The organism is Cellulomonas sp. P5_C5 (assembly GCF_054049655.1).
On record NZ_JBFULY010000035.1, the window covers coordinates 1 to 23,399 of the forward strand.

Annotated in this window: 24 protein-coding genes; 14 read left to right on the forward strand and 10 right to left on the reverse strand. The window is 72.2% G+C overall.

The window, feature by feature from the left end:
- Positions 1-31 precede the first annotated feature (31 nt).
- Both ACXJKF_RS19725 and ACXJKF_RS19730 read right to left on the reverse strand, forming a co-directional pair.
- Positions 32-652: an FMN reductase gene (locus tag ACXJKF_RS19725; protein ID WP_456789426.1), complete on the reverse strand. Its 621-nt coding sequence runs from the start codon at positions 650-652 to the stop codon at positions 32-34.
- Between the two features lie 20 nt (positions 653-672).
- Positions 673-1,827 carry an LLM class flavin-dependent oxidoreductase gene (locus ACXJKF_RS19730; RefSeq protein ID WP_456789427.1) on the reverse strand — a complete coding sequence of 385 codons (1,155 nt, stop codon included), beginning with the start codon at positions 1,825-1,827 and terminating at the stop codon, positions 673-675.
- A gap of 162 nt (positions 1,828-1,989) precedes the next feature.
- Between ACXJKF_RS19730 and ACXJKF_RS19735 the strand changes: the two genes are divergently transcribed.
- The 8 genes from ACXJKF_RS19735 (at position 1,990) to ACXJKF_RS19770 (ending at position 10,064) form a co-directional block, all read left to right on the forward strand.
- The gene (locus tag ACXJKF_RS19735; RefSeq protein ID WP_456789428.1) at positions 1,990-3,069 is read left to right on the forward strand and encodes a response regulator; all 1,080 of its coding nucleotides are present in this window, start codon (positions 1,990-1,992) and stop codon (positions 3,067-3,069) included.
- Entirely contained in the window at positions 3,066-4,034 is a 969-nt protein-coding gene (locus ACXJKF_RS19740; protein WP_456789429.1) for an ATP-grasp domain-containing protein, read from the forward strand. Before ACXJKF_RS19735 ends, ACXJKF_RS19740 begins: the two co-directional genes overlap by 4 nt.
- Positions 4,031-4,744: a PHP domain-containing protein gene (locus tag ACXJKF_RS19745; RefSeq protein WP_456789430.1), complete on the forward strand. Its 714-nt coding sequence runs from the start codon at positions 4,031-4,033 to the stop codon at positions 4,742-4,744. The genes ACXJKF_RS19740 and ACXJKF_RS19745 overlap by 4 nt, the downstream gene beginning before the upstream one ends.
- Positions 4,741-6,225 carry a glycosyltransferase gene (locus tag ACXJKF_RS19750; protein WP_456789431.1) on the forward strand — a complete coding sequence of 495 codons (1,485 nt, stop codon included), beginning with the start codon at positions 4,741-4,743 and terminating at the stop codon, positions 6,223-6,225. Before ACXJKF_RS19745 ends, ACXJKF_RS19750 begins: the two co-directional genes overlap by 4 nt.
- Positions 6,222-6,407 (forward strand): hypothetical protein, encoded by a 186-nt coding sequence (locus tag ACXJKF_RS19755; protein ID WP_456789432.1) that lies wholly within the window; start codon positions 6,222-6,224, stop codon positions 6,405-6,407. Before ACXJKF_RS19750 ends, ACXJKF_RS19755 begins: the two co-directional genes overlap by 4 nt.
- Positions 6,404-6,754: a response regulator gene (locus ACXJKF_RS19760; protein WP_456789433.1), complete on the forward strand. Its 351-nt coding sequence runs from the start codon at positions 6,404-6,406 to the stop codon at positions 6,752-6,754. Before ACXJKF_RS19755 ends, ACXJKF_RS19760 begins: the two co-directional genes overlap by 4 nt.
- A gap of 7 nt (positions 6,755-6,761) precedes the next feature.
- Entirely contained in the window at positions 6,762-8,543 is a 1,782-nt protein-coding gene (locus ACXJKF_RS19765; protein WP_456789434.1) for a sensor histidine kinase, read from the forward strand.
- A gap of 117 nt (positions 8,544-8,660) precedes the next feature.
- Positions 8,661-10,064: an FAD-binding oxidoreductase gene (locus ACXJKF_RS19770; RefSeq protein WP_456789435.1), complete on the forward strand. Its 1,404-nt coding sequence runs from the start codon at positions 8,661-8,663 to the stop codon at positions 10,062-10,064.
- Here the strand turns inward: ACXJKF_RS19770 and ACXJKF_RS19775 are convergent.
- From ACXJKF_RS19775 to ACXJKF_RS19790, 4 genes are all read right to left on the reverse strand, one after another.
- Positions 10,061-10,270, reverse strand: a complete 210-nt coding sequence (locus tag ACXJKF_RS19775) for a hypothetical protein (protein WP_456789436.1) — start codon at positions 10,268-10,270, stop codon at positions 10,061-10,063. The two genes, ACXJKF_RS19770 and ACXJKF_RS19775, sit on opposite strands and share 4 nt — an antisense overlap.
- Positions 10,251-10,997 carry a signal peptidase I gene (locus tag ACXJKF_RS19780; RefSeq protein WP_456789437.1) on the reverse strand — a complete coding sequence of 249 codons (747 nt, stop codon included), beginning with the start codon at positions 10,995-10,997 and terminating at the stop codon, positions 10,251-10,253. Before ACXJKF_RS19780 ends, ACXJKF_RS19775 begins: the two co-directional genes overlap by 20 nt.
- A gap of 4 nt (positions 10,998-11,001) precedes the next feature.
- The gene (locus tag ACXJKF_RS19785; RefSeq protein WP_456789438.1) at positions 11,002-11,691 is read right to left on the reverse strand and encodes a TasA family protein; all 690 of its coding nucleotides are present in this window, start codon (positions 11,689-11,691) and stop codon (positions 11,002-11,004) included.
- 72 nt (positions 11,692-11,763) lie between these two features.
- A complete protein-coding gene (locus tag ACXJKF_RS19790; RefSeq protein WP_456789439.1) occupies positions 11,764-13,884 on the reverse strand; it encodes a putative bifunctional diguanylate cyclase/phosphodiesterase in 2,121 nt (706 codons plus the stop codon).
- Positions 13,885-14,071: 187 nt separating this feature from the next.
- Between ACXJKF_RS19790 and msrB the strand changes: the two genes are divergently transcribed.
- The 3 genes from msrB (at position 14,072) to ACXJKF_RS19805 (ending at position 15,909) form a co-directional block, all read left to right on the forward strand.
- A complete protein-coding gene (msrB, locus tag ACXJKF_RS19795) occupies positions 14,072-14,497 on the forward strand; it encodes a peptide-methionine (R)-S-oxide reductase MsrB (protein WP_456789440.1) in 426 nt (141 codons plus the stop codon).
- Between the two features lie 56 nt (positions 14,498-14,553).
- Positions 14,554-15,336: a nuclease-related domain-containing protein gene (locus ACXJKF_RS19800; RefSeq protein ID WP_456789441.1), complete on the forward strand. Its 783-nt coding sequence runs from the start codon at positions 14,554-14,556 to the stop codon at positions 15,334-15,336.
- Between the two features lie 123 nt (positions 15,337-15,459).
- Positions 15,460-15,909 (forward strand): MarR family winged helix-turn-helix transcriptional regulator, encoded by a 450-nt coding sequence (locus ACXJKF_RS19805; protein ID WP_456789442.1) that lies wholly within the window; start codon positions 15,460-15,462, stop codon positions 15,907-15,909.
- Between the two features lie 21 nt (positions 15,910-15,930).
- Here the strand turns inward: ACXJKF_RS19805 and ACXJKF_RS19810 are convergent, their stop codons facing one another.
- The 4 genes from ACXJKF_RS19810 to ACXJKF_RS19825 all read right to left on the reverse strand — a co-directional run bounded on the left by ACXJKF_RS19810 (position 15,931) and on the right by ACXJKF_RS19825 (position 20,594).
- Positions 15,931-16,536: a DUF2510 domain-containing protein gene (locus tag ACXJKF_RS19810; protein ID WP_456789443.1), complete on the reverse strand. Its 606-nt coding sequence runs from the start codon at positions 16,534-16,536 to the stop codon at positions 15,931-15,933.
- Positions 16,537-16,645: 109 nt separating this feature from the next.
- The gene (locus tag ACXJKF_RS19815; protein ID WP_456789444.1) at positions 16,646-18,352 is read right to left on the reverse strand and encodes an MDR family MFS transporter; all 1,707 of its coding nucleotides are present in this window, start codon (positions 18,350-18,352) and stop codon (positions 16,646-16,648) included.
- Between the two features lie 69 nt (positions 18,353-18,421).
- Positions 18,422-18,967, reverse strand: a complete 546-nt coding sequence (locus ACXJKF_RS19820) for a MarR family winged helix-turn-helix transcriptional regulator (protein ID WP_456789445.1) — start codon at positions 18,965-18,967, stop codon at positions 18,422-18,424.
- A gap of 145 nt (positions 18,968-19,112) precedes the next feature.
- Entirely contained in the window at positions 19,113-20,594 is a 1,482-nt protein-coding gene (locus ACXJKF_RS19825; protein ID WP_456789446.1) for a sugar porter family MFS transporter, read from the reverse strand.
- 175 nt (positions 20,595-20,769) lie between these two features.
- Between ACXJKF_RS19825 and ACXJKF_RS19830 the strand changes: the two genes are divergently transcribed.
- The 3 genes from ACXJKF_RS19830 (at position 20,770) to ACXJKF_RS19840 (ending at position 23,374) form a co-directional block, all read left to right on the forward strand.
- Complete coding sequence (locus ACXJKF_RS19830) at positions 20,770-21,369, forward strand: hypothetical protein (RefSeq protein WP_456789462.1); 600 nt, start codon at positions 20,770-20,772, stop codon at positions 21,367-21,369.
- Positions 21,370-21,743: 374 nt separating this feature from the next.
- On the forward strand, positions 21,744-22,364 hold the full coding sequence (locus ACXJKF_RS19835) for a DUF47 domain-containing protein (RefSeq protein ID WP_456789447.1): 621 nt from the start codon (positions 21,744-21,746) through the stop codon (positions 22,362-22,364).
- Positions 22,365-22,369: 5 nt separating this feature from the next.
- Positions 22,370-23,374 (forward strand): anion permease, encoded by a 1,005-nt coding sequence (locus ACXJKF_RS19840; protein ID WP_456789448.1) that lies wholly within the window; start codon positions 22,370-22,372, stop codon positions 23,372-23,374.
- Positions 23,375-23,399 lie beyond the last annotated feature (25 nt).

The window sequence follows — 23,399 nt, forward strand, 5'->3', positions numbered from 1 at the left end:
GTCGGGTCGTGCGGGGGTCGTGCGGGGTGGGTCAGGCGCCGCCGAGCAGCTGCTCGAACGACGGCACCGCGTCGTAGAGTCCGACGGGAGCCGACGGCTCCCGGTCGGCGACCATCTCGGCGAGCTCACGCCCGGCGCGACGGATCCGGTTCGGCAGCGGGTTCACGTCGTCGCCCCCACCGTCGGCCCAGTCGTCGGTGGCCGCGAACACGGCCGTCCCGGCGACGTCGGCCCGCAGGTACGCGAACAGCGGCCGCAGCGCGTACTCGAGCGCCAGCGAGTGCCGACCGGTGCCGCCGGTCGCGCCGACGAGCACGGGCCGTCCGACGAGGGCGTCCTTGTCGAGGATGTCGACGAACGACTTGAACAGCCCCGAGTACGACGCGGAGAAGATCGGCGTGACGGCGATGACGCCGTCGGCGGCGGTGACCTTCTCGAGGACGTCCTTGAGGCCGCCGGAGGCGAAGCCGGAGAGGGTCATGTTGACCACCTCGTGGGCGACGTCGCGCAGCTCCACGTGCTCGACGGTCGCGGTGATGCCGCGGGCGGCGAGCTCGGTGACGGTGGCGTCGGCCAGGCGGTCGGCCAGCAGACGCGTCGACGAGGGCTGGGACAGCCCGGCCGAGATGACGACGATGGAGCGGGTGCTCATCGTGAAGCCTTTCCCCAGCATCAAGAAGAGAGCGAGTCTTCGGCCCGGAGGCCGGTGAACGTGTCCTCGGCGACGACCTGCTCGTGCACCGTACCTGCGGCCTTCGCTGCCGCGACACGCGAGGCGTGCGACGGCGGGTCCGCCGGGACGTGCGCGGGACGGGCCGACTCGGCCTCGGCGCGCAGCACGGGCACGACCTCGGTGGCGAGGATGTCGATCTGCTCCAGCACGGTCTTCAGCGGGAGGCCCGCGTGGTCCATGAGGAACATCTGGCGCTGGTAGTGCCCGACCTGGTCGCGGAACTTCCCGTACCGGTCGATGACCTGCTGCGGGCTGCCCACGGTCAGCGGGGTGTCGCGCATGAAGTCCTCCATCGACGGTCCGTGCCCGTAGACGGGCGCGTTGTCGAAGTAGGGCCGGAACTGCCGCACGGCGTCCTGCGAGTTCTTGGACATGAAGACCTGCCCACCCAGCCCGACGATGGCCTGGTCGGCCTGTCCGTGCCCGTGGTGCTCGTAGCGCTGGCGGTAGAAGTTCACCATCTGCGCGGCGTGCTCCAGCGGCCAGAAGATCGCGTTGTGCAGGAAGCCGTCACCGTAGTAGGCGGCCTGCTCGGCGATCTCGGGGCTGCGGATCGAGCCGTGCCACACGAACGGCGGGACGCCGTCGAGCGGCCGCGGGGTGGACGTGAAGCCCTGCAGCGGGGTGCGGAACTTGCCCTGCCAGTCCACGACGTCCTCCTCCCAGAGGCGGCGCAGCAGCGCGTAGTTCTCGATGGCCAGCGGGATGCCCTGGCGGATGTCCTGGCCGAACCACGGGTAGACGGGGCCGGTGTTGCCGCGGCCCATCATGAGGTCCATCCGGCCGTCGGAGATGACCTGGAGCATCGCGTACTCCTCGGCCAGCCGGACCGGGTCGTTGGTGGTGATCAGCGTGGTCGCGGTGGACAGGATGATGTTCGTCGTCGTGCCCGCGAGGTAGCCGAGCATCGTGGTGGGCGACGAGGGCACGAACGGCGGGTTGTGGTGCTCGCCCGTCGCGAAGACGTCCAGCCCTGCCTGGTCGGCGTGCTGGGCGATGGTGAGCATCGCGCGCACGCGCTCCGTGTCGTCCGGCGTCCGGCCGGTGGTCGGGTCGGTGGTGACGTCGCCGACCGTGAAGATCCCGAACTGCATCTCGCGCCTCGCTTGGTGAAGAGAGTTCATGCGTTTGCATGTACTTGCCGCTCAACAGGGTTGCCCCGTCGACTATTCCCCCTCGCGAGCCCTGATGAGCCGCAGGCGGAGCGGCCCTATAGCGTGGGTGGCACACCGGCCGGCTGGGGAGGGCGACTCGGGGTGAGTGAGCAGATCAGGGTGCTCGTCGTCGAGGACGACGCCGACACCGCGCAGTACGTGCGCACGGTGCTGGAGCGTCGCGGCGGCATGGACGTGACCGTGGTGCACGAGCCGATGTCCGCACTGGCGGAGGTCGCGGCGAGCACGTTCGACGTCGTCCTGACCGACATCCAGATGCCCGGCATGAGCGGGCTCGACCTGCTGGGGGAGCTGCGCTCGCGCGCGGCCGGCACGCCTGTGGCCGTCATGACGGCGTTCGCCAGCGTGGACTACGCCGTCGAGGCGCTGCGTCGCGACGCCGACGAGTTCCTGGTCAAGCCCGTCGCCGCCGCGACGCTCCTGGAGCGCATCACCGCGCTCGCGGTCGAGGGCCGGGCCAAGCGCGCCGCCGAGGGCGCCACCGAGACGGTGCTGGCCGTCGGGGCACACCCCGACGACGTCGAGATCGGGGTCGGCGCGACCCTCGCGTCGCACCGCGCGGCCGGAGACGCCGTCGTCATCCTCACGCTGTCCAGCGGGGCCATCGGGGGAGAGGTCCAGCTCCGTCGGCACGAGGCGCTCGCCGCCGCCGGCATCATCGGGGCCCGTCTCTACCTGCACGACTTCGAGGACACGCGGCTCGATCCCGCGGGCGGGCTCATCACGACGATCGAGGAGCTCATCCGCGAGGTCGAGCCGACCGTCGTCTACACCCACAGCGAGCACGACCGGCACCAGGACCACCGCGCGGTGCGGCAGGCCGTGGACATCGCCGCCCGCCGCGTCCCGTCGCTCGCGAGCTTCCAGAGCCCGTCGTCGACCATCGACTTCCGGCCCAGCCGCTTCGTGCCCGTCGACGGGTTCATCGAGGCCAAGCTGCAGATGCTCGCGGCCTTCGAGTCCCAGGCGCACCGCGACTACATGGACCCGGAGCTCGTCCGCGCCACCGCCCGCTACTGGTCCCGGTTCGGCACCGGGCAGTACGTGGAGCCGCTGGAGATGGTGCGCGCCGCCGCGATGCTGAGCAGCAAGGCGAGGGCCGCGGGCGTCACCGCGGTCCCCGAGTCGGACGTCGTCGACGAGCACGGAGGTCACGCATGAGGGTCCTGGTCACGGGTGCCGGGGGGCCCGCGGGGGTCGCCGTCATCCGGTCGCTGCTGCGCCGGGGCGACGTCGAGGTGATCGCCGCGGACATGGACCGCTGGGCCAGCGCGCTGTACCTCGTGGACGCCGGGTCGCGGCACCTGGTGCCCGCCGGACGGGCCGAGAACTTCGTCGAGGTCGTGCAGGGGATCTGCCGCGACGAACGCGTCGACGTGCTGTTCCCGACCGTCGACGTCGAGCTGCCCAAGCTCGCCGCCGCGCGCGAGGAGCTGCTGGCCGACGGCACGATCCTGGCGTCCCCCGCGCTGCACACGCTCGAGACGTGCCTGGACAAGCTGGCGCTCGCCGCCGCGTGCGCGCGCACCGTGCGCGTGCCGCGCACCGAGCTGATCGGCACGCCGCAGGCGGTCTCCGGCTGGGACTTCCCCGTCATCGTCAAGCCCCGCCGGGGCGCCGGGTCGCGCGGCGTCCGGCTGGTCGGCACGCAGGCCGAGCTCGACGCCGTGCACGACGCCGACGAGGACCTGCTGGTCCAGGAGCTCCTGCCCGGCGACGAGTTCTCGGTCGACGTCCTGGCCGGGCTCGACGGACGGGTGATCGCCGCCGTGCCGCGCGCCCGCCTGCGGGTGGACTCCGGGGTCGCCGTGGCCGGGGTGACCGTGCACGACGACGAGCTGATCGAGACGGCGTCGGCGGTGGCGCGCGCGATCGGCCTCACGACGGTCGCCAACGTCCAGCTCAAGCGGGACGCCGACGGCCGGCCCGCCCTGCTCGAGGTCAACCCGCGGTTCCCGGGCGCGATGCCGCTGACCATCGCCGCAGGCGTCGACATGCCGTCCCTCACGCTCGACGCCGTGCTGGGCCGGCCCGTGCCGGACCACGTCGACTTCCAGGAGATCGCCAACGTCCGGTACCTGGAGGACGTGTTCCTCCCGATCGCCGACGTGCTGCCCGCCCCATGACGGCGGGCCTGTCCCTCGCGGGGGACCACCACGTCCACTCGACGTTCTCCGACGACGCCGTCAGCACCCCCGCCGAGAACCTCGCGGCCGCACAGGCCGCGGGTCTGCGCGAGCTCCGCATGGTCGACCACGTCCGCGTGTCCACCACGTACGTCCCGGAGTTCCTCGCGGCGGTCTTGGCGCTGCCGCCGGTCGACGGCCTGACCGTGCTCACGGGCGTCGAGGCGAAGATCCTCGATGCGTCCGGCGCGGTCGACGCCCCGCGCGAGGTGCTCGCCGCGCTCGGCACGCCGCAGGGTCCGGACCGGGTCCTGCTCGCCGACCACCAGGTGCCCGGKCCGGACGGTCCGTGGAGCCCGCGGTCCACGCGGGAGCGGATCGAGGCGGGACTGGACCCGGCGGACGTGGTCGAGATGCTGGTCACCGCCATGATCCGTGCCATGCACGGGGTCGGGCGTGCCCAGCTGGCGCACCCGTTCTCGGTCCTGCCGAAGATCGGCGTCTCCGAGGACGCCGTGCCGGACCAGCTGCTCGACGCGCTGGCCGAGGCCGCGGTCGCGACGGGCACCCCCGTCGAGGTCAACGAGAAGTGGCACTGCCCCGGCCCGCGCGTCGCCGACCGGCTGCGCGCGGCCGGGGTCCTGCTCGTCGCGTCCACCGACGCCCACCAGGCCGCCGACGTGGGCGTGTACGACTGGGTGCGCGGATGAGCGAGGTCGGTCGGGACGTCCTCGTCGCGATCTTCGTGGCCTTCGTCGGCATTGGTGCGATCCCGGTCCTCGCCGGTCTCTACCAGTACCTGCTCGTCCCGGTGCACGCGTTCCGCAACCACCTGCGCGACGCCTCGCCGCACCTGCCGCGCGTCGTCGTCATCGTGCCGGCCTGGAACGAGGGCGCCGTGCTCGCGGCCTCGCTGGACCGGCTGATGACCCTGCAGTACCCGCCGGACCGGCTCAAGGTGTTCGTGGTCGACGACGCGAGCACCGACGACACCCCCGACGTGGTCCGCGCCAAGGCCGTGCAGTACGACGACCGCATCGTGCACCTGCGCCGCGAGCAGGGTGGCCAGGGCAAGGCGCACACGCTCAACCACGGCATCCGGGTCGCCCTGGAGGACGACTGGATGCAGGCGCTGCTCATCATGGACGCCGACGTCATCTACCGGCCGGACTCCCTGCGCCGGATGGCTCGGCACCTGGCCGACGAGAACGTCGGGGCCGTCACGGCGTTCATCCGCGAGGGCAGCGGCCGGCCGGGCAGCGTCGCGCGCTTCATCGGCTACGAGTACGTGACCGCGCAGGCCGCCGCCCGGCGCGCGCAGAACGTCATGGGTGCCATGGCGTGCCTCGCCGGCGGCGCGCAGCTGCACTCGCGCGAGAACCTGGAGGCCGTGGGTGGGCAGGTGGACACCAGCACCCTGGCCKAGGACACGTATACCACGTTCCTCACGCAGCTGGGCGGTCGCCGGGTCGTGTTCGAGCCGGGCGCGGTGGTGCTCGCGGAGGAGCCCGACACCGTGACCGCCCTGTGGAAGCAGCGGGTGCGCTGGGCCCGCGGCAACGTGCAGATCACACGCACCTTCCGGAGCGTGTGGTTCCGGCCGTCCCGCACCCACCACCTGGGCAACCTCGACTTCGGGATCATCTGGTTCGCGATCTACCTGCTGCCCGTCGCGATGGGGTTCGCGGCCGTGGGCCTGGTCGGCCTGTACTTCGTCGCGGAGGTGACCGCGACCGACGTGTTCCAGGGCTTCTGGTGGGTCGCCGTGACCGCCTACGTGTTCATCACCACGGCGACCCTGCTGCTCGACCGGGAGACCGCCCGCCGCTCGTGGCTGCAGGGGATCGTGTTCCCCGGGCTCGGCGCGCTCGTCGTGATGAGCGCCGCGTGGTTCCCGAACCTCTGGGAGGAGAGGATCCCCAGCCTGCTCGGGCTCGAGATGTCCGAGACGGGCCGGATGGTCTGGACGCTCACGCTCTACTCGTGGTCGGTGCTCGCGATGGCGCTGGCGTGGGTGGTCAAGCTGCTGGAACGCTCCCGCGCGGTGCGGTGGCTCGCCACACCGCTGCTCTACGTGGTGGGCTTCGGACCGGTGCTCTGTGCGATCACCCTGGACGCGTACGTCAAGCAGGCGCGGGGGGCGAGCGCGGTGTGGGACAAGACCGAGAAGACGGGACGGGTGATGGGATGAGCAGCTCTCACCGGGCGGCCCCGGGCGACGACGCCCGCTGGTGGGCGACGCTGTCGTCCGACGCCCTCGAGGACGAGATCCGGTCCAACCGGCGCACGGAGCGACGCCTCCTCGTGGTCGTCGCCCTGGTCTCGCTGGCGGTCACGGTCGTCGCGCTCCTGTTGCACGGCGGTCTGGCATGACCCCCCGCATCCTCGTCGTCGACGACGAGCCCGACGAGCTCGCCCTGATCACCCGGCACGTGCGGCGCCTCGGCCACGACGTGGTGGCCGCGAAGAGCGCCGAGGAGGCGCTGGCCAGCCCCGACCTCGACTCCGTGGACGTCGCCATCGTCGACCTGCGGCTGCCCGGCATGGGCGGCTGGGAGCTGATCGAGGTCCTGCGCGTCCGCCGGCCCGGCCTGCCCGTCGTGGTGACGTCGGTCCTCGACGCAGACGACTACCCGCACGTGGAGGCGTGGCTGCCCAAGCCGTTCTCCGGCGACGGCGTCCAGGCCGCCCTCTCCCGGGCCCTGGGGGACGGGTCGTGAGCCGCGGATGACCGAGCTCTGGTCGAACGAGCGCAGCGACCTCATCACCATGGGGTCGCGCTACCTGCGCCGCCTCGCCCGCCACCTCGGGCCGGACGGCGGCGTGGTCGAGCGCCAGCTGCCGTTCGTCGGGGTCTTCCTGGTCGCGCTGCTCACCCTGCTGATCCCGGGCGTGCACGTGTCCAGCCAACGGGACGTCGTGATCGCCGCCCTGCTCACCGTGGGGCAGCTGATCGCGGCACGCTACCTGCCGTGGGGGCGCTGGCCCGAGGGGCGGCAGGACATCCTGCCGATCCTCCAGCTGGTGGCGGTGGCCTACCTGCGCACCGGCACGGGTGGCCCGGGCTCGCCGTACACCACCCTCGTGTTCTTCCCGGTCATCGCGCTGGCGTCGCAGCGCGAGCGGCGGGGGATCTGGATCGCGGGGCTCGGCGTGGCCGGGGTCGTCGTGTCTCCCGTCCTGCTCACGTCGGACGTGAACCTGACGGTCGACGTGGTCGTCCGCACGCTGTTCGTCACGCTGGTCGCGCTGGTGGTCGCCGCCACCGTCCACGAGATCACGTCACGACTGCGGGCGCGCAGCAACGCGCTCCTGTCGCTGCAGATGGACCAGGCCGTGCTGCTGGACCGCGCGCGCGCCGACGCCCTCTCCCTCGCTCGTGTCGCGGACCAGCGCCGCGCCGCCCGCGACGCGCTGGTCTCCGTCATCGACTCCGCGACCGAGCAGGCCATCATCGCGACGGACGCCACGGGCCTGGTCGAGGTGTTCAACGCCGGCGCCGAACGGCTGCTCGGGTACGGGCAGGGCGAGGTGGTCGGACGCATGCGCCTGACGGACTTCCACGACAAGGCGGAGCTCGAGGCCCGCCGCACGCTGCTCTTCGCCGACGACTCCCCCGTCGACAACCCGCAGGCGCTCGTCGACGCGCTCGTCGCACCCGCGCTGGCCGGTCGCCCGGAGGTGCGCGACTGGACGTACGTCGCGCGCGACGGCGAGCGCATGACGGTCCGGCTCGCCGTGACCCGGCGCTCCGAGTCGGACGGCACCACGACCGGGTACGTCGTCGTCGCCACCGACGTGACCTCCGAGCGGGAGGCCGCGCGCCTCCAGGACGAGTTCGTCAGCCTGGTCAGCCACGAGCTGCGCACGCCCCTGACGTCGGTGCTGGGGTACCTCGAGCTCCTCACCGACGGCACCGACCCGCTCACGGACGAGCAGCGCGAGTACCTCACCGTGATCGAGCGCAACGCCCGCCGGCAGCTGCGGCTGGTGGGTGACCTGCTGCTCAGCGCGCAGGTGGACGCGGGACGGTTCTCGATCGCGCCGCAGCGCATCGACGTCGCCGACGTCGTGCGCGCCTCGGTCGAGGCCGCCACCCCGGTGGCCGACGCCGCGGGCGTCCGGCTCGAGGCGTCCGAGGTCGAGTCCCCGCTGGACGGCGACCCGGTCCGGCTCGCGCAGGCCGTCGACAACCTCGTGTCGAACGCGATCAAGTTCACGCCGTCGGGCGGCACGGTCCGGGTCGGCGTGACGCCGAGCTCGTCCGGTGGCGCAGACGTCGTCGTCGCGGACACCGGGATCGGCATCCCGCCCGACGAGCTCGCCCAGCTGACCACCCGGTTCTTCCGCGCGTCCACCGCCACCCGGCGCGCCATCCCGGGCGTGGGCCTCGGGCTGTCGATCACCAAGGCGGTCGTCGACGCGCACGGCGGGAAGCTCACGATCACGAGCACGCTCGGCGAGGGCACGACGTTCACGATCACGCTCCCGGCGACCCCGCCCGGCTGAACCGGGGTACTCCTCGGTAACTTCGGACATCCCGGGATGTATCAGACGCGGTGACCGGCGTCCCCTCCTGCCCGTGCGCCGACGACGGCGCAGGACAGGACGACGAAGGACACCCCCATGACCATCCTCAGCTCGCCGATCGGCGCCGACTACCGCCCCGCCACCGCAGCCGCCGTGACGGCGCTCGCGGACGCGGGTGTCCCCGTGCACCTCCCGGGCACCGAGGCATACACCGCCCTCACCGGCACCAGCAACCTCACCAAGGCGATCCGGCCCGTCGCCGTGGTCCCCGTGCGCGACGCCGCGGACATCACGTGCACGGTCCGCGTCGCAGCGACGGCCGGGCTGCGGGTCGCGGTCCAGAGCACCGGGCACGGCGCGACGGAGACCATGCAGGACGCGATCCTCGTGAGCACCGCGGCGCTCGACGAGCTCACCGTGCACGCCGACGAGCGCTGGGCCCGCATCGGTGCGGGCGTGCGCTGGGCGGCCGTGCTCGAGGCGTGCGCACCGTCCGGGCTCGCCGGGCTGGCCGGCTCGTCGCCGGACGTCGGCGTCGTCGGCTACCTGACGGGCGGCGGGCTCGGCCCGGTCGCCCGCACCCACGGGCTCGCGTCCGACACGGTCCGGGCGTTCGAGGTCGTCACCGGGGACGGCGTCGCCCGCCGCGTCACCGCCGTGGACCACCCGGAGCTGTTCTGGGGCCTGCGCGGCGGCAAGGGGACGCTCGGCATCGTCACCGCCGTCGAGATCGACCTGGTCGAGCAGGCGGAGCTGTACGCGGGCGCCCTCTGGTTCGCCGGTGCCGACGCCGCCGCCGTGGTCCGCACGTGGAGCCGGTGGTGCGACGTGCTGCCCGAGGAGGGCACCACGTCGATCGCCGTCATGCGCCTGCCCGACCTGCCGCTGTTCCCCGAGCCGTTGCGCGGCACGACGTCGGTCAGCGTGCGCTTCGCCTGGACCGGCGACCCGGCCGTCGGCGAGGAGATGATCCGCGCGATCCGTGCCGTCGCGACGCCCCTGATCGACACCGTGCGGGTCATGCCGTACTCGGCGCTCGGCGACGTGCACTCCGACCCGGTCGACCCGATGCCGCTGCACGAGCACCACAGCCTGCTCGACGCGTTCCCCCTGGAGGCCGCCGACCGGCTGCTCGAGCTGGTCGGCCCCGACGCGCAGTCCGCGCAGGCGATGGTCGAGGTCCGTCAGCTGGGCGGCAAGGTCCTCGACGACGGCGGGGTGCCCAGCGCGTTCCCGTACCGCGACGCGGCGTTCTCGCTCTTCACGATCGGGGTCATGATCCCCGAGGTGGCCGAGGTCGTCACCCGGGACACCGCCCGGGTGCACGACGGGCTCGCGCCCTGGGCGCGGGAGGGTGGCCTGCCGAACTTCACCGGTGCCGCGGGACCGCAGTGGGCGCAGCGGGTCTTCACGCCCGCCGTCGCGCGACGCCTGCAGACGCTGTCGATGGTCTACGACCCCGACGCGGTGCTGCTCGCCGCCCGCGGCATCAGGGACTAGGGCTGCTCGGGCGCCACGAAGAAGGTGAGCGACACGTCCGTGCTGTCGGTGAACTGCGCGGACGTCGATCCCACCAGCGGGCTCGCCAGGGCGGCCACCGCGAACCCGATCGCCACCGCGAGCCGCACGAGGCCGCGACGGTCCACCGACCAGAAGGTGCGCCGACGCGGCTCCGCGCGGGGAGGCTCAGTCGAGGAGGAGCTCATCGACCCTCCTGTCTGCGCTGTCGCTCCGGCGCTCGGGGTGCTCCCGGCGGTCGCGGCGGTCGCGGCGGGCGTCGCCCATCGCGAGCAGCTCGAGCGTAGCGAGCGCGAGCAGCGGAGGCACGAGCATCACGGCGCGTCCCTGCGCGGATCCCGCCCACTGCAGCACCCAGCCCCAGCCCTTGTGCACGGCCAGCTGGACCCCGCGGATGCGGCCGATGGGGGTCGCGTTCGCGTCGGCCTCGGCGTTGGCGTCACCCTTGGTCACGACGTACGACTTGGTCAACGGCTCGCCGGCGGCGTCGAGCTTCGGGACCATGTTGCCGGTCGCCGCGTCCTGCCGGAGGTCGGGCAGCTTGCGCAGTGCGACGATCCGGTGCGTGACCAGCTCGTCGGAGCCCATCGGCCAGAACGAGATGATCTGGCCGACCTTCAKGTCGGACTCGTCGGAGATCGCCCGGAGCACCACGGCGTCGCCCGCGTCGAACTTCGGGGCCATCGAGCCCGACGTCACGATGAGGATCCGCTGGTGGTGGACCTGGAACCACAGYGGGACGGCGAGCGACGTCGCGTACGCCGCACCGCAGACGATGACGACGCTCCACAGCGCGACGCCCACGAGCCGCCGCCACACCGGCTTCGGGGCACGCGAACGCCGCCGACCGAGCACGCGCGGCGCGCGTCGGTCGACGGCGGGGGCGTCACGTCGCCCGTCCGACCAGGAGGGCATCAGGTCAGGGGTTGTTGGCGATCTGCTCGGCGTGGAAGCTCACGTCGAGGGTCACCCCGGCGTCCTGGTACGCGTTGCCGGCCGTGTCGGGGAAGTCGACCCGGAAGCAGAGCCACTCGCTCGTGCGGTCCATGGGCAGGTCCCGGTCGCCCGGGTCGTCACCCTGCAGGGTGTCGCCCACCAGGCTCGTCGACGTCCCGAGCAACGGGCTCGGCGGCGCGGCGTTGAGCGCCGTCTGGCCCACCAGGCCGGTTGCCGAACAGCTGCCCTGGTCGACCTGGTACACGTTGAGCACCAGCACGTCGCGCAGGTCGCCGGGCGTCGCCGGGGGGTCGAGGACCGGGTCGGTTCCCGGGTTCGCCGTCGGCGTGGCGGAGTAGTAGATCGCGTACCGCAGCGCCAGCGAGCCGGTGTTGTTGATCTGCAGCGGGACGAACGTCGAGTCGCCGGGGGCCAGGTTCTGCGGGGAGAACTCGAAGGCCACGTCCTGCCCGATCGCCAGGTCGACGGTGCCGCTCTCGATGGTCGCGGAGGTCGCGTCGTTGTCCGTGAAGATCGCCGACGTGGTCAGCGTCGTGGCGCCGACGGCGGCGAGGCCGACGATGGCCACCGTGGTCCAGAGCCGCCGCCCACGGGGTGCGTCGCGGTGCACCGGGGCCGGGTCGATCATCTCTTGCAGCAGGTCATCCATCATGTGGGAACCCCCCTAGTTGGAAAAGTATCTCTCGGCACCGCGCGCGCCCGACTTGAGCCGAACGCACGATATTCACCCGTTGGTGTCATCGGTGCCAGGTGACCTGGGAGGACGCGTGTGGCGTGTCGTCGGCGGACGTGACGCGGCGACGGCGACTCCACCGCGGCCGCCACCCCGGTCCCGGCGCGGGCGCGGCACCGCGGGCGTGAGCCGCAGGTCGTCCGCGGGCACGGCCTGGGAGTACAGGTAGCCCTGCGCCTGGTCGACCCCGAGCCGGCGCAGCGTCACGGCCGTGGACTCGTCCTCGACGCCCTCGGCGACCACGCGCAGGTCGAAGGAGTGCGCGAGGTCGACCATGGCCTGCACCACGACCTCGGACCCCTCGCGGCCCTCGACGCCGAGGTCGGCGACGAACAGCCGGTCGATCTTCAGCTCGTCCACCGGCAGGTCCCGCAGCTGGGAGATCGACGTGTTGCCGATGCCGAAGTCGTCGATGGCCACCCGGATCCCGAGGGCGCCGAGCCGCTCCAGGACGGGGACCACGCGGGACGGGTCGGCGACCAGCGCGGTCTCCGTGATCTCGACCTCGAGCAGGTCCGCCGGGACCGTGTGCTCCTCCAGGAGCGACTCGATGAGGTCCACGACGGCCACCGTCGTGACGTCGTGCGCGGACAGGTTGACGGCCACGGGCGTCGCCCGGCCCTCGGCGCGCCACGCGGCGAGCTGCGTGACGCACTCGGTGAGCGCGTACCGCGTGACGTCGTGGATGAGCCCGGACTGCTCCGCCAGCGGGATGAACGTGGTCGGCGGCAGCACGCCGCGCGTGGGGTGCACCCAGCGCATCAGCGCCTCGAGGCCCACGGTCCGTCCCGTCGCCAGCTCGATCTTCGGCTGGTAGTGCATCCGCAGCTCGCGCGGTGCGCCCGGTGCGGGGGTCAGCGCGCGGTGCAGGTCTCCCAGCAGGACCAGGCGGGCGGGCGACGAGTCGTCCTCGTCCGCGGAGTAGACCGAGACGCCGGTGCGGTGGTGCTTGGCGGCGTACATCGCGACGTCCGCGGTACGCATGAGCGACGACGGGTCCGTCGCGTGGTCGGGCAGGCACGCGACGCCGACGGACGTGTCGACGTGGAGGGGCAGCTCGCCGAGCATGAACGGCGGGACGAACAGGCCGCGCACGCGCCGGGCCAGCCGTTCCGCGTTGGCCACGGAGCGCACGTCGGGCAGCAGGATGGCGAACTCGTCGCCGCCGAGCCGGGCGACGACGTCGTCGTCCCGCAGCGCGCCGCGCAGGCGTTCGGCCACCTGCTCCAGGAGCTCGTCGCCGCGGTCGTGGCCGAGGGAGTCGTTGATGTCCTTGAACCGGTCGATGTCCAGCAGCATGAGCCCGACGCGGGAGCCGGTCTCCTCCGCCTCGAGGATGGTGCGGCGCATCCGCTCCGCGAGCATGCGGCGGTTGGGCAGCCCCGTGAGCGAGTCCAGGAGCGCCAGGCGGGCGTTCTCGAGGGCCGTGGCCTGCAGCCGGCGCGACGCCGTCCACACCGTCCGGAACAGCACCAGCCAGAGCGCCAGCAGGCCGAGCGCCACGACGGCCGCCAGCGTGCGGACGGCCTCGGCGAGCGCGGCGCCCGCCGCCGTGTGGTCGAGCATCACCTCGGCGGCCCCGATGACGTCGCTCCCGCGCGTCGGGTCGGGGTCGGCGACGTCGTCGGCCCCCACCGGCACGTAGACGTCGAGGACGTGCCGCTCGGTGCCGCCCCCGGCACCCTCGCCGACGCCGCGCACGTCCGTGATCACCCGCGCGCTCGGGCTGCCGCCGGTGGTGACCAGGTCGAGGCGGTCACCGTCGGGGAACCCCGTCTCGGTGTGCTCGGCCGAGCTGTAGATCAGCGAGCCGTCGAGCGCCCAGAGCCGCAGCTCGACGAGCCGGTCACCGAACCCGGAGGTCGCGGCCTGGACGGCGTCCTTCTGGGCCTGGTCGAGGTTGTTCGGCAGCACGAAGGAGTCGGTCGGCACGGTCGCMGTGGCGTACGTCGTGACGGTCTCGGCGGTCGCGATCCCGTCGCGCACCGACTGCTGGCTCATCACGCTCCACGTGACCCAGACCAGCGCGCAGCCGAGCACGCCCATGGCGATGCTGCTGATGACCGCGAACGACCGCGTCAGCGGCCAGCGGCGGCGGACGGCTCTTGGCACGTGGACCTCACGAGCTGGGCGAGCGCGGCTCGGAGGGGGCCGTGCTGAGGCGAGAGTATGCGGAACTGAGGCTGGACTGCGACACGCCAGGTCAGAGCGTCGCCCGGGCGCGTCGGGAACGTCCTGAGGCATGCGGGAGTTGCACCGGACGCCACCACCAACCCCAGCTCGACCAGGAGGAGCACACATGACCTACGAGGTGTCCAAGACCGACGAGCAGTGGGCGCTGGAGCTGGAGCCGCAGGAGTTCGCGGTGCTGCGCCGGGCGGGGACGGAGCGTGCGTGGACGGGTGAGCTGCTCGACGAGAAGCGCGAGGGCGTCTACCGCTGTCGGGCGTGCAGCAACGAGCTGTTCCGCTCCGAGACGAAGTTCGACTCGCACTGCGGCTGGCCCAGCTTCTTCTCGCCGCTGGCCGGCGACCGCGTCGAGCTGATCTCCGACCGCAGCCTCGGCATGGTCCGCACGGAGGTGCGCTGCGCGCGGTGCGGATCGCACCTCGGGCACGTGTTCGACGACGCGCCGCAGACCCCGACGGGCGACCGGTTCTGCATGAACTCGGTGAGTCTGGCGTTCGAGCCGCGGCGCGCCGAGGCGGACACCCCGGACGTGTGACGTCCAGATGGTCGACACGTGTGAAGTCGGGGCCCGCAGGTGCCGATAATGCTCACGTGGAAGATGTCCTGACAGTGCGACGCTGGCGGCGCTACGGCGCCGACCGTCTCTATGTCACGCAGGAGAGCGGTGCGCGGGTCGGCTCGGTCGACCTCCAGTCCGGTGAGGTCGTCGTCGACGACCCCCAGCACGAGGCCGGTCTGCGCCGGGCCGCGCAGGCGTACCTGCGCGCCGACGTCGCCGAGCTCGCCATGACGCTGCCCACCCCCGGGGTCGGCGCCCTCGACCCCGTGGACGAGTCGGCGCTCCAGGCGTGGCTCGGCGGGGACGACTGGGACTCGATCAACCTCGCCGCGATCCGTGGTGAGCGCGGCAGCTCCGTGCGGACCCGGCTCGAGCGGATGGGTGACGAGGGCTGGCAGGTCGTCCACGACGTCCCGCTCGGCCGGCAGGGCAGCATGGTCGAGCACCTCCTCATCGGCCCGGCCGGGATCTTCACGGTCGCCGAGCGCCGGCACCCCGGTCAGCGCATCGTCGTGGAGGGCCGCACCCTCGTCGTCGACGGGCGGTCCATGTCCTACCTGCGGGACGCGCGGCTCGAGGCCACCCGGGTGCAGGGCGCCCTGCTCGCTGCGGCCTGCGCGGCGATCACGGTGCGCGGCGTCGTCGTCGTGCACGGCGACCTGGAGGTGCGCACGGTCCAGCCCGGGCACGACGCGTTCGCCATCGCCCGCCAGGACGTGCAGACCGTGTTCCGCGCGATGCCCGTCCGGCTCGACCCGGCGCGGATCATGGCGATCGCGCACGTCGCGCGCCAGCGGGCGACCTGGTCGCGCTGAGCCCCACGCTCGGCGTCGCGCTTGGGTGTTGACACCCGTTCCGCGCGGTGATCTGCTGAAACGCTTCCTTCTGCTCGGGTGGCGATGCGGCGATTTTCGTAGGGGTCCCGTCAGGATGTGACCGTGGTCGACGAACAGTTCCGCCAGCTCGAGCGCGAGCTCGGTCTCCTCCTGCGCCGTGCGCAGGCCTCCTCCGCCTCGATCTCGCGGGACGTGCACCCCGACCTCGAGCCCGCCGCCTACTCGCTCCTCGCGCTCATCGCGGCCTCGCCGGGGGTGCGGGCGAGCGACCTGGCCACGACGATCGGGGTCGGGCGGGGCACGATGTCCCGCCAGCTCGCCCGGCTCGGCACCCTCGGCCTGGTGTCGCGTCGCCCGGACCCCGACGACTACCGCGGTCAGCTGCTCGAGCTCACGGACGAGGGCCTGCGCCGCTTCGGGGCCGCTCAGCAGGCACGACGCGCGTTCCTGCGCCAGGCGCTCACGGGGTGGAGCGCGACGGACGTGGAAGGCCTGGCGACGCAGCTGGGCCGGCTCAACGAGGACCTCGCGGCGGCCCGCCGGGCGCACTGAGCGCGCCCGGCGTCCGACGGGTCACATCGAGCTGAGCGCCGAGGCGAACCGCAGGACGAGCAGTGCGACGCCGACCACCGTGCCGACGATCCCCAGCGTGAGGCCGGCGTCGGCCTGCCCACGGCCCAGCGGCGGGTAGCCCTGGCGCTGGAAGTCCTCGGCGCGCTTGCGGCCTCGGACCGACCACACGATCGCCATGATCGAGAACACCAGGAACGGGTTGATGAGCAGGCTGACGGCGCCGTAGAGCACGGCGTTGTACGTCAGCTGGTTCCGGCCGCGCGCCAGGTCGAGGTCGGGGCGGTCCTTCGAGTTCCGCTCCTTGCGGGGCAGCGCCCTGGCCTCGGCCTTGGACATCGAGCCCACCACGATGTGCCCGCCGAGCGCCGGTCCCCCGCCCCACGACGAGACGGTCGGTGCGTACGGCATCGTCGTGGGCGCCGCGGAGCCGTAGGCCGGAACCTGGACGGGAGCGGCCGCGTAGACGGGCGCGAACTGTTCGGCGGGCGGCGCGACGGCCGGCGCCGACACGTGCTCGGTCCACCCGGTCCCGTCGAACCAGCGCTGGCGCCCGGCGCTCGCGCTCGGGTCGGGGTCCGGGTACCAGCCGGGGGTGGTCGACGACATGGGGAGTCCTTCCGGCAGATGAGTTGCCCTGGTCATCGGCATCGGCCGTCGGAGAGTTGACACGGCACCGCCCCGCAACCGAGGGGCTGCGGGGCGGTGTCGTCCGGGGTCAGTCGCGGGTGGAGATCCGCTCCTGGGCCGTCAGGGCGTCCAGCTCGGCGTCGGTCGGGTCGACCGTCGGGTCGACCGTCGCGTCGACCGCCACCGGCGACGTGGCCGGCGCGAGCGCCTGGCCCTCCGTCTCCAGGAGCTGCTCGATGCCCGAGCGGGTGCCCAGCGGCACCTCCTTGAGGAAGAGGACCGCGATCAGCGAGACCAGGGCGACCGGGGCCGCGACGAGGAACAGGTCCGCGATGGCGTTGCCGAACGACTGCTCGACGACGAGCCGCACGTTGTCCGGGAGGGTGGACAGGTCCGGGATCGCCCCGTCGGAGCCCATGGCGGACGGGTCGATGCCGATGGCGACCAGGCCGCGGACCATGAGGTCGGTGACCCGGTGGGAGAGCACGACGCCCAGCGCGGACACGCCGAGCGCGCCACCGAGCGTCCGGAAGAAGGCCACGGTCGACGTCCCCGAGCCGATCTCGCGGACGTCCAGGGTGTTCTGCACGGCGAGGACGAGGTTCTGCATGAGCATCCCCACGCCGGCACCGATGATCACGAGGTAGAGGGCCACCAGCGTGAACGACGTGTCGAAGTGGATGGTGCCCATGAGGCCGAGGCCGGTGGTGAGCAGGATCGCGCCGGCGACCATGAACTTCTTGTACTTGCCGGTGCGGCTGATGATCTGCCCGGAGACGGTCGACGAGACCAGCAGGCCGACGATCATCGGGATGGTCAGCAGGCCGGACTGCGTCGGGGTCTTGCCGCGGGCCAGCTGCATGTACTGGCTGAGGAACACCGAGGTGCCGAACAGGGCGACGCCGACGGCGATGCTGGCGACGACGGCCAGGACCAGGGTGCGGTTCTTGAACAGGTGCAGCGGGATGATCGGCTCGCTCGCGCGGGACTCCACCCAGATCGCCGCGGCCAGGGTCAGCAGCGAGCCACCGACCATCGCGGCGGTCTGCCACGAGGCCCAGTCGAACGACGTGCCGGCGAAGGTGATCCACAGCAGCAGGGTCGCGATGCTGACCGACAGGAGCGTCGCGCCGGCGTAGTCGATCTTCACCTTGCGGGCCTTGCGGGCGGGCAGGTGCAGCGTGCGCTGGAGCACGATGATCGCGGCCACCGCGAACGGCAGACCGATGAAGAAGTTCCACCGCCAGCCGGCGCTGTCCGTGATGACGCCGCCGAGCAGCGGGCCGCCGACCATGCCGATGCCCATGACGGCACCCATGAGCCCCATGTAGCGGCCGCGCTCGCGCGGGCTGATGATGTCCGCGATCAGGACGGTGCCCAGCGCGGTGAGGCCGCCGGCGCCGATGCCCTGCAGGGCGCGCATGCCGATGAGCATGCCCGTGCCGTGGGAGAGCCCGGCGAGCGCCGACGAGACGACGGAGATGCCCAGCGCGAGCTGGATGAGCAGCTTGCGGTCGACGAGGTCGGCCAGCTTGCCCCAGATCGGTGTCGAGATGGTGGTGGTGAGCAGGGTGGCGGTGACCACCCAGGTGAAGGCCGACTGCGTGCCGCCGAGGTCGGAGATGATCCGCGGCAGCGACGAGGACACGACGCTCGTCGCGAGGATCGAGACGAACATCCCGAGGAGGATGCCGGAGAGGGCCTCGAGGACCTCGCGGTGGGTCATCTTCGGGGTGCTGCTGGGCGCGGTGCTCTCAGCGGTGCTGGTGGGTTCTGGTGCGGTGGCGCTGGACATGGTCTCGCTCTCGTGGTGCTGGCAGGGTCGTGCGCCGTCGGCGTGCCGTCGGCGGGCGAGGGTCGTGGGTCAGGCGTGGGCGGGCACGGCCCCGCGGTCGGCCTGGGCCGGCTCGGTGGGGACGGTGGGGACGGTGGGGACGGTCCCGACGGGGACCGGCGCGGTCGGGTCGGTCATCCGCGCRATCGTCGTCGTCAGGCGGTCGAGCGTCGCGCTTGCGGCCGTGAGGTCGTCGGCGGACCAGCCGTCGAAGACCTCGCCGGCGCGACGGTCGAGCACCGCGCCGATCTCGAGCGCCAGCGAGCGGCCGGCGGGGGAGAGGCGGATCGTGCGGACGCGGCGGTCGCCGTGGTCGACCGCGCGCTCGACCAGGCCGTCGTCGACGAGCTGGCTGACCTGGCGGCTGGCGACCGAGATGTCGACGCGCAGGATGTGCGCGATGTCGCTGACCTGGAGGGTGCCGCGGCGCTCCAGGATCCGGACGATCGCGAACGTGCCCTTGGAGCAGCCGATCTCGCGGGCGACCCCGAGCGACGACTCGCGCAGGGCGCGGTTGAAGGCCTCGACGGACCGCAGCAGCAGCTGCGGCGGGGCCTCGAGCTGGACGGACGGCATGGCACTCCTTTTTGTTGCTCGTAGCAACGATACGACCGACGCTTGCTTCAAGCAACTGACGCCTCTGAGTATTCCGTCACACAGCGACGCGGCCGGACCCGTGGAGTGGTCCGGCCGCGTGCGGGTTGCAGAGGTCAGGCGGCGGTCACGTGGTCGAGGCCCCCCGGCGGGTGCGGTCGACCTTCACGCCCTCCATGTCCTCCAGCTCGATGCCCTTGGTCTCGGGCACCTTCCAGAGCGTGAAGAAGAAGGACAGCGTCGCGAAGATCGCGTACATGAGGTACGGGATGGACGCGCCGAACGTGTCCAGCAGCGGCGGGAACGTCACGGTGATGAGGAAGTTGGCGATCCACTGCGCGGCCGCGGCCACGCCGAGCGCTGCCGCGCGGATGCGGTTGGGGAACATCTCGCCCAGGAGGACCCAGACCAGCGGGCCCCAGGTGGCGCCGAAGAAGACCACGAACAGGTTCGCGGAGACCAGGGCGATGACGGCCCACGAGCCGTCGAGGGTGACGTCCTTGCCCGTACCCGTGGACTGCGTGAACGCGAGCGCCATGAGCCCGAGCGTCACCGCCATGCCGAAGGAGCCGGTGAGCAGGAGCGGGCGTCGGCCGATCTTGTCGATGAGCGCGATGGCGATGAACGTCACGAGCACGTTGGTGACCGACGTGATCGTGGAGATCATGAACGACTGGCTCTCCTCGAACCCGACGGCCTGCCACAGCGTGTTCGAGTAGTAGAAGATCACGTTGATCCCGACGAACTGCTGGAACACCGACAGCAGGATGCCGATCCACACCACGGGCAGCAGGCCGAACCGCGGACCCTTGAGGCTGGCCTGGGACGCGAGCTTCTTGTCCGTCGCGATCGTGTGCTCGATCTGGACGACGTGCGCCTCGACGTCGTCGTGCTCCGGCAGCGTGGTGGCCAGCACCTTCTTGGCCTCCTCGCGCTTGCCCGTCGCGATGAGGTAGCGCGGCGACTCCGGGATCTGGAGCGCGAGGATGCCGTACACAGCGGCGGGGATCACCGCGACGATGAACATCCAGCGCCACGCCTCGAGCCCGAACCAGAGCTCTTCGGACGCGCCACCGGCGGCCGTCGCCAGCAGCTGGTCGGACAGCAGCGCCGCGAAGATACCGAGCGTGATCGCGAGCTGCTGCAGCGACCCCAGCCGGCCGCGCATCGCCGCGGGGGCGATCTCCGCGATGTACGCCGGCGCGATGACCGACGCGATGCCGATGCCGATGCCGGCCATGATGCGCCAGAGCACCAGGTCCCAGACCCCGAAGGCGATGCCGGACAGGATCGAGGAGACGAAGAACAGGACCGCGCCGAGGAACATCACCCGGGTGCGGCCCCAGCGGTCGGCGAGCTTGCCGCCCAGCCACGCGCCGAAGGCGCAGCCGAGCAGGGCGATCGCGACGACGAGGCCGGTGACGGCGGGATCGATCTCGAACTCGCCCTCGATCGCGTCGACGGCGCCGTTGATGACCGAGCTGTCGAAGCCGAACAGGAAGCCACCGACCGCCGCCGCGACGGCGAGACCGATGGCCTTGTTCTTGTACGGGTGCGGGGGTACGGCCGAGCCGCCCGTCGCCCCCTGCGGCGACGCTGCCTGGGACATGATCTGCACCTCCGTCGGACCCCGGGCCGCTCCCGAGGAGATCACCCCCACCTTGGCCCCGACCGGGTGGACGCGCACGTCGTGGAGTCGTGCCCTGTTGGCCGACCCCCGGCCCGGGGGGCAAGATCGTCCGATGGACGGCACCGGTGGAGCGAAGCGCCCTCGGCGTCCCGCCATGCTCGACCCCGCCCAGGCCGAGGAGCTGCCCGGCGGCTACGACCCCGCCCTGCGCAACGAGGCGGCGCACACGACCGCTGCGGCCCTCGTGCACCAGGGCCGGGCGAACACGGACCCCGAGGTCGTCGCGCGGCTGGTCTCCCTGGTCGAGCGGGAAGGTCTCGACGTCGTCGCGGCCCTCTGGTCCGACAGCCCGGCGGACAGCCTGCCCGGCGCGCTCTGGCGGCTGTACGTGCTGCGCGAGTGGGTGCGGCGGGACCCCGCGACGGTCGCCGACCGCTACCGGCTCGGCGTCGCCGCCGCCCCCGTGCACGACGTCGTGGCCGGCGTGGCCGACGCCCCTGGCCCGGCGGACGTCCTGGCGGTGGCCGACGCGGTGCTGTCCGGGGTCTACACCGGCGAGCTCGACGTCGCCCTGGAGCGCGCGGCGGCGTTCAGCCGGGTGCTCGCCACCGGTGCGGCGTTCGACGCGGACCACCTGGACGACGTCGACCCGTCCGCGGCCCAGCGGCTGACCCGCGGCGCCGCGTCCCTGGTGCGCACCGCGGAGGAGCTCGAGCGCGCCGCAGCGCTCTGGCGTGCCGGCCGCCTGGAGTGACGTCGCCCACGTGCCGTCACACGAACGCGCAGGTCCGGGGCGTGTCGCCGGGACGGCGGGAGTCGATCACCCGGACGCGACGGGAGGTCGGGCGTACGATGAGCGGCGACGTCGRGCCGCGGTAGCCCCGGGCTCCATCTCAAGMCGCTTCGAGCGGCCTCGCGCCGAGAGGCGCTCCGCGGTCCGGCGTCGCTCATCGTGGGCAGGTCGCCACGGACGTCATCTGGCTGTCACCATGTGTCCACGCGCGCGTCGTCGCGCGTTAGGCATCCGAGCCACCGTGACCTAGCCTGATCCCCGCCCTTCTCCGCTGGTCGTTCCCTCCCTCCCACTGTGGCCATTCCCGCCACCCACCCTGTTTCCCGGAGCCCGCTGTGCGCCTGCGCCTCACCCCGCGCGACACCACGTTCTTCGACCTCTTCGCCGCCCAGGCGGTGCACCTCGTCACCGGCGCCAACCTGCTGGGCGAGATGCTGGGGGCCGACCGCTCCACCCGCAAGGAGATCGGCAAGCGCATCGCCGACGCCGAGCACGAGGCGGACGACGCGACCCACTCGATCATGCGTCGGCTGAACCAGACGTTCGTCACCCCGTTCGACCGGGACGACATCTACACGCTGGCCTCGAGCCTCGACGACTGCATGGACTTCATGGAGGAGGCCGCGGACCTCATCGTCCTGTACAAGGTCGACGCCCTGCCCGCGCGCGTCTCCGACCAGGTCCAGGTGCTCCAGCGCGCCGCCGAGCTCACCGCCGAGGCCATGCCCCGGCTGCGCTCGATGGACTCGCTGTCCGAGTACTGGGTCGAGGTCAACCGCCTGGAGAACCAGGCCGACAAGATCCACCGCAAGCTCCTGGCCCAGCTGTTCGACGAGGTCACCGACCCGATCCAGCTGATGAAGGTCAAGGAGATCGTCGAGAAGCTCGAGGACGCCGCCGACGCGTTCGAGAAGGTGGCGAACACCGTCGAGACCATCGCGCTCAAGGAGTCCTGAGCCCGGTGGAACTGGCGCTCGTCGTCATCGTCGTCGCGTTCGCGCTCGGCTTCGACTACACCAACGGCTTCCACGACGCGGCGAACGCGATCGCGACCTCGGTCTCGACGCGCGCGCTGACGCCCCGGGCCGCCCTGATCATGGCGGCGGTCTTCAACCTCGTCGGCGCGCTGCTGGGCACCCAGGTGGCGACGACCATCGCCGAGGACATCATCAGCATCGGGGACGTCAGCTCCCAGGAGGGGCTGATCATCGTCCTGTCCGGGCTGATCGGTGCGATCACCTGGAACCTCATCACCTGGTGGCTCGGCCTGCCGTCGTCGTCGACGCATGCCCTCATCGGCGGGCTGACCGGCGCCGGCATCGCCGCCAACGTCACCGTGCACTGGGACGCGATCCTGGACAAGGTCGTCATCCCCATGGTCCTGTCGCCGCTCGTCGGGTTCTCCCTGGCGTTCGCGCTGATGGTGGGGGTGCTCTGGCTCGTCCGGAACTCCGCACCCGCGCGCACCATGCGCCGCTTCCGGCTGGCGCAGACGGCGTCCGCGGCCGCGATGGCCCTCGGCCACGGTCTGCAGGACGCGCAGAAGACGATGGGCGTGATCATGCTCGCGCTCATCGCCGGCGGCTTCTACAGCCAGGGCGACGCCATCCCGCTGTGGGTCAAGCTGTCGGCGGCCACGGCCATCTCCCTGGGCACGTACTCCGGTGGCTGGCGCATCATGCGCACGCTCGGTCGCAAGATCATCGAGCTCGACCCCGCGCGCGGGTTCGTCGCCGAGTCGGTCGCCGCGTCGGTGCTGTACGCCAGCGCCTACTGGCTGCACGCTCCCATCTCGACCACGCACACGATCACCTCGGCGATCATGGGCGTCGGCGCCACCAAGCGGCTGTCCGCGGTCCGCTGGGGCGTCGCCAAGAACATCGGCACGGCGTGGGTTTTGACCATCCCCATGGCGGCCCTGGTGGCTGCCTGCGTCTACTGGATCCTCAACCCGATCCTCACCTAGGCGTCCGCTCGAGAACGTCATGGGT

Excerpts from the sequence above, each read along its gene's own strand:
- ACXJKF_RS19725 (WP_456789426.1), bottom strand. The coding sequence starts at position 652 with ATGAGCACCCGCTCCATCGTCGTCATCTCGGCCGGGCTGTCCCAGCCC.
- ACXJKF_RS19730 (WP_456789427.1), bottom strand. The coding sequence starts at position 1,827 with ATGCAGTTCGGGATCTTCACGGTCGGCGACGTCACCACCGACCCGACC.
- ACXJKF_RS19740 (WP_456789429.1), top strand. The coding sequence starts at position 3,066 with ATGAGGGTCCTGGTCACGGGTGCCGGGGGGCCCGCGGGGGTCGCCGTC.
- ACXJKF_RS19755 (WP_456789432.1), top strand. The coding sequence starts at position 6,222 with ATGAGCAGCTCTCACCGGGCGGCCCCGGGCGACGACGCCCGCTGGTGG.
- ACXJKF_RS19760 (WP_456789433.1), top strand. The coding sequence starts at position 6,404 with ATGACCCCCCGCATCCTCGTCGTCGACGACGAGCCCGACGAGCTCGCC.
- ACXJKF_RS19765 (WP_456789434.1), top strand. The coding sequence starts at position 6,762 with ATGACCGAGCTCTGGTCGAACGAGCGCAGCGACCTCATCACCATGGGG.
- ACXJKF_RS19770 (WP_456789435.1), top strand. The coding sequence starts at position 8,661 with ATGACCATCCTCAGCTCGCCGATCGGCGCCGACTACCGCCCCGCCACC.
- ACXJKF_RS19775 (WP_456789436.1), bottom strand. The coding sequence starts at position 10,270 with ATGAGCTCCTCCTCGACTGAGCCTCCCCGCGCGGAGCCGCGTCGGCGC.
- ACXJKF_RS19785 (WP_456789438.1), bottom strand. The coding sequence starts at position 11,691 with ATGATGGATGACCTGCTGCAAGAGATGATCGACCCGGCCCCGGTGCAC.
- msrB (WP_456789440.1), top strand. The coding sequence starts at position 14,072 with ATGACCTACGAGGTGTCCAAGACCGACGAGCAGTGGGCGCTGGAGCTG.
- ACXJKF_RS19810 (WP_456789443.1), bottom strand. The coding sequence starts at position 16,536 with ATGTCGTCGACCACCCCCGGCTGGTACCCGGACCCCGACCCGAGCGCG.
- ACXJKF_RS19815 (WP_456789444.1), bottom strand. The coding sequence starts at position 18,352 with ATGTCCAGCGCCACCGCACCAGAACCCACCAGCACCGCTGAGAGCACC.
- ACXJKF_RS19825 (WP_456789446.1), bottom strand. The coding sequence starts at position 20,594 with ATGTCCCAGGCAGCGTCGCCGCAGGGGGCGACGGGCGGCTCGGCCGTA.
- ACXJKF_RS19830 (WP_456789462.1), top strand. The coding sequence starts at position 20,770 with ATGCTCGACCCCGCCCAGGCCGAGGAGCTGCCCGGCGGCTACGACCCC.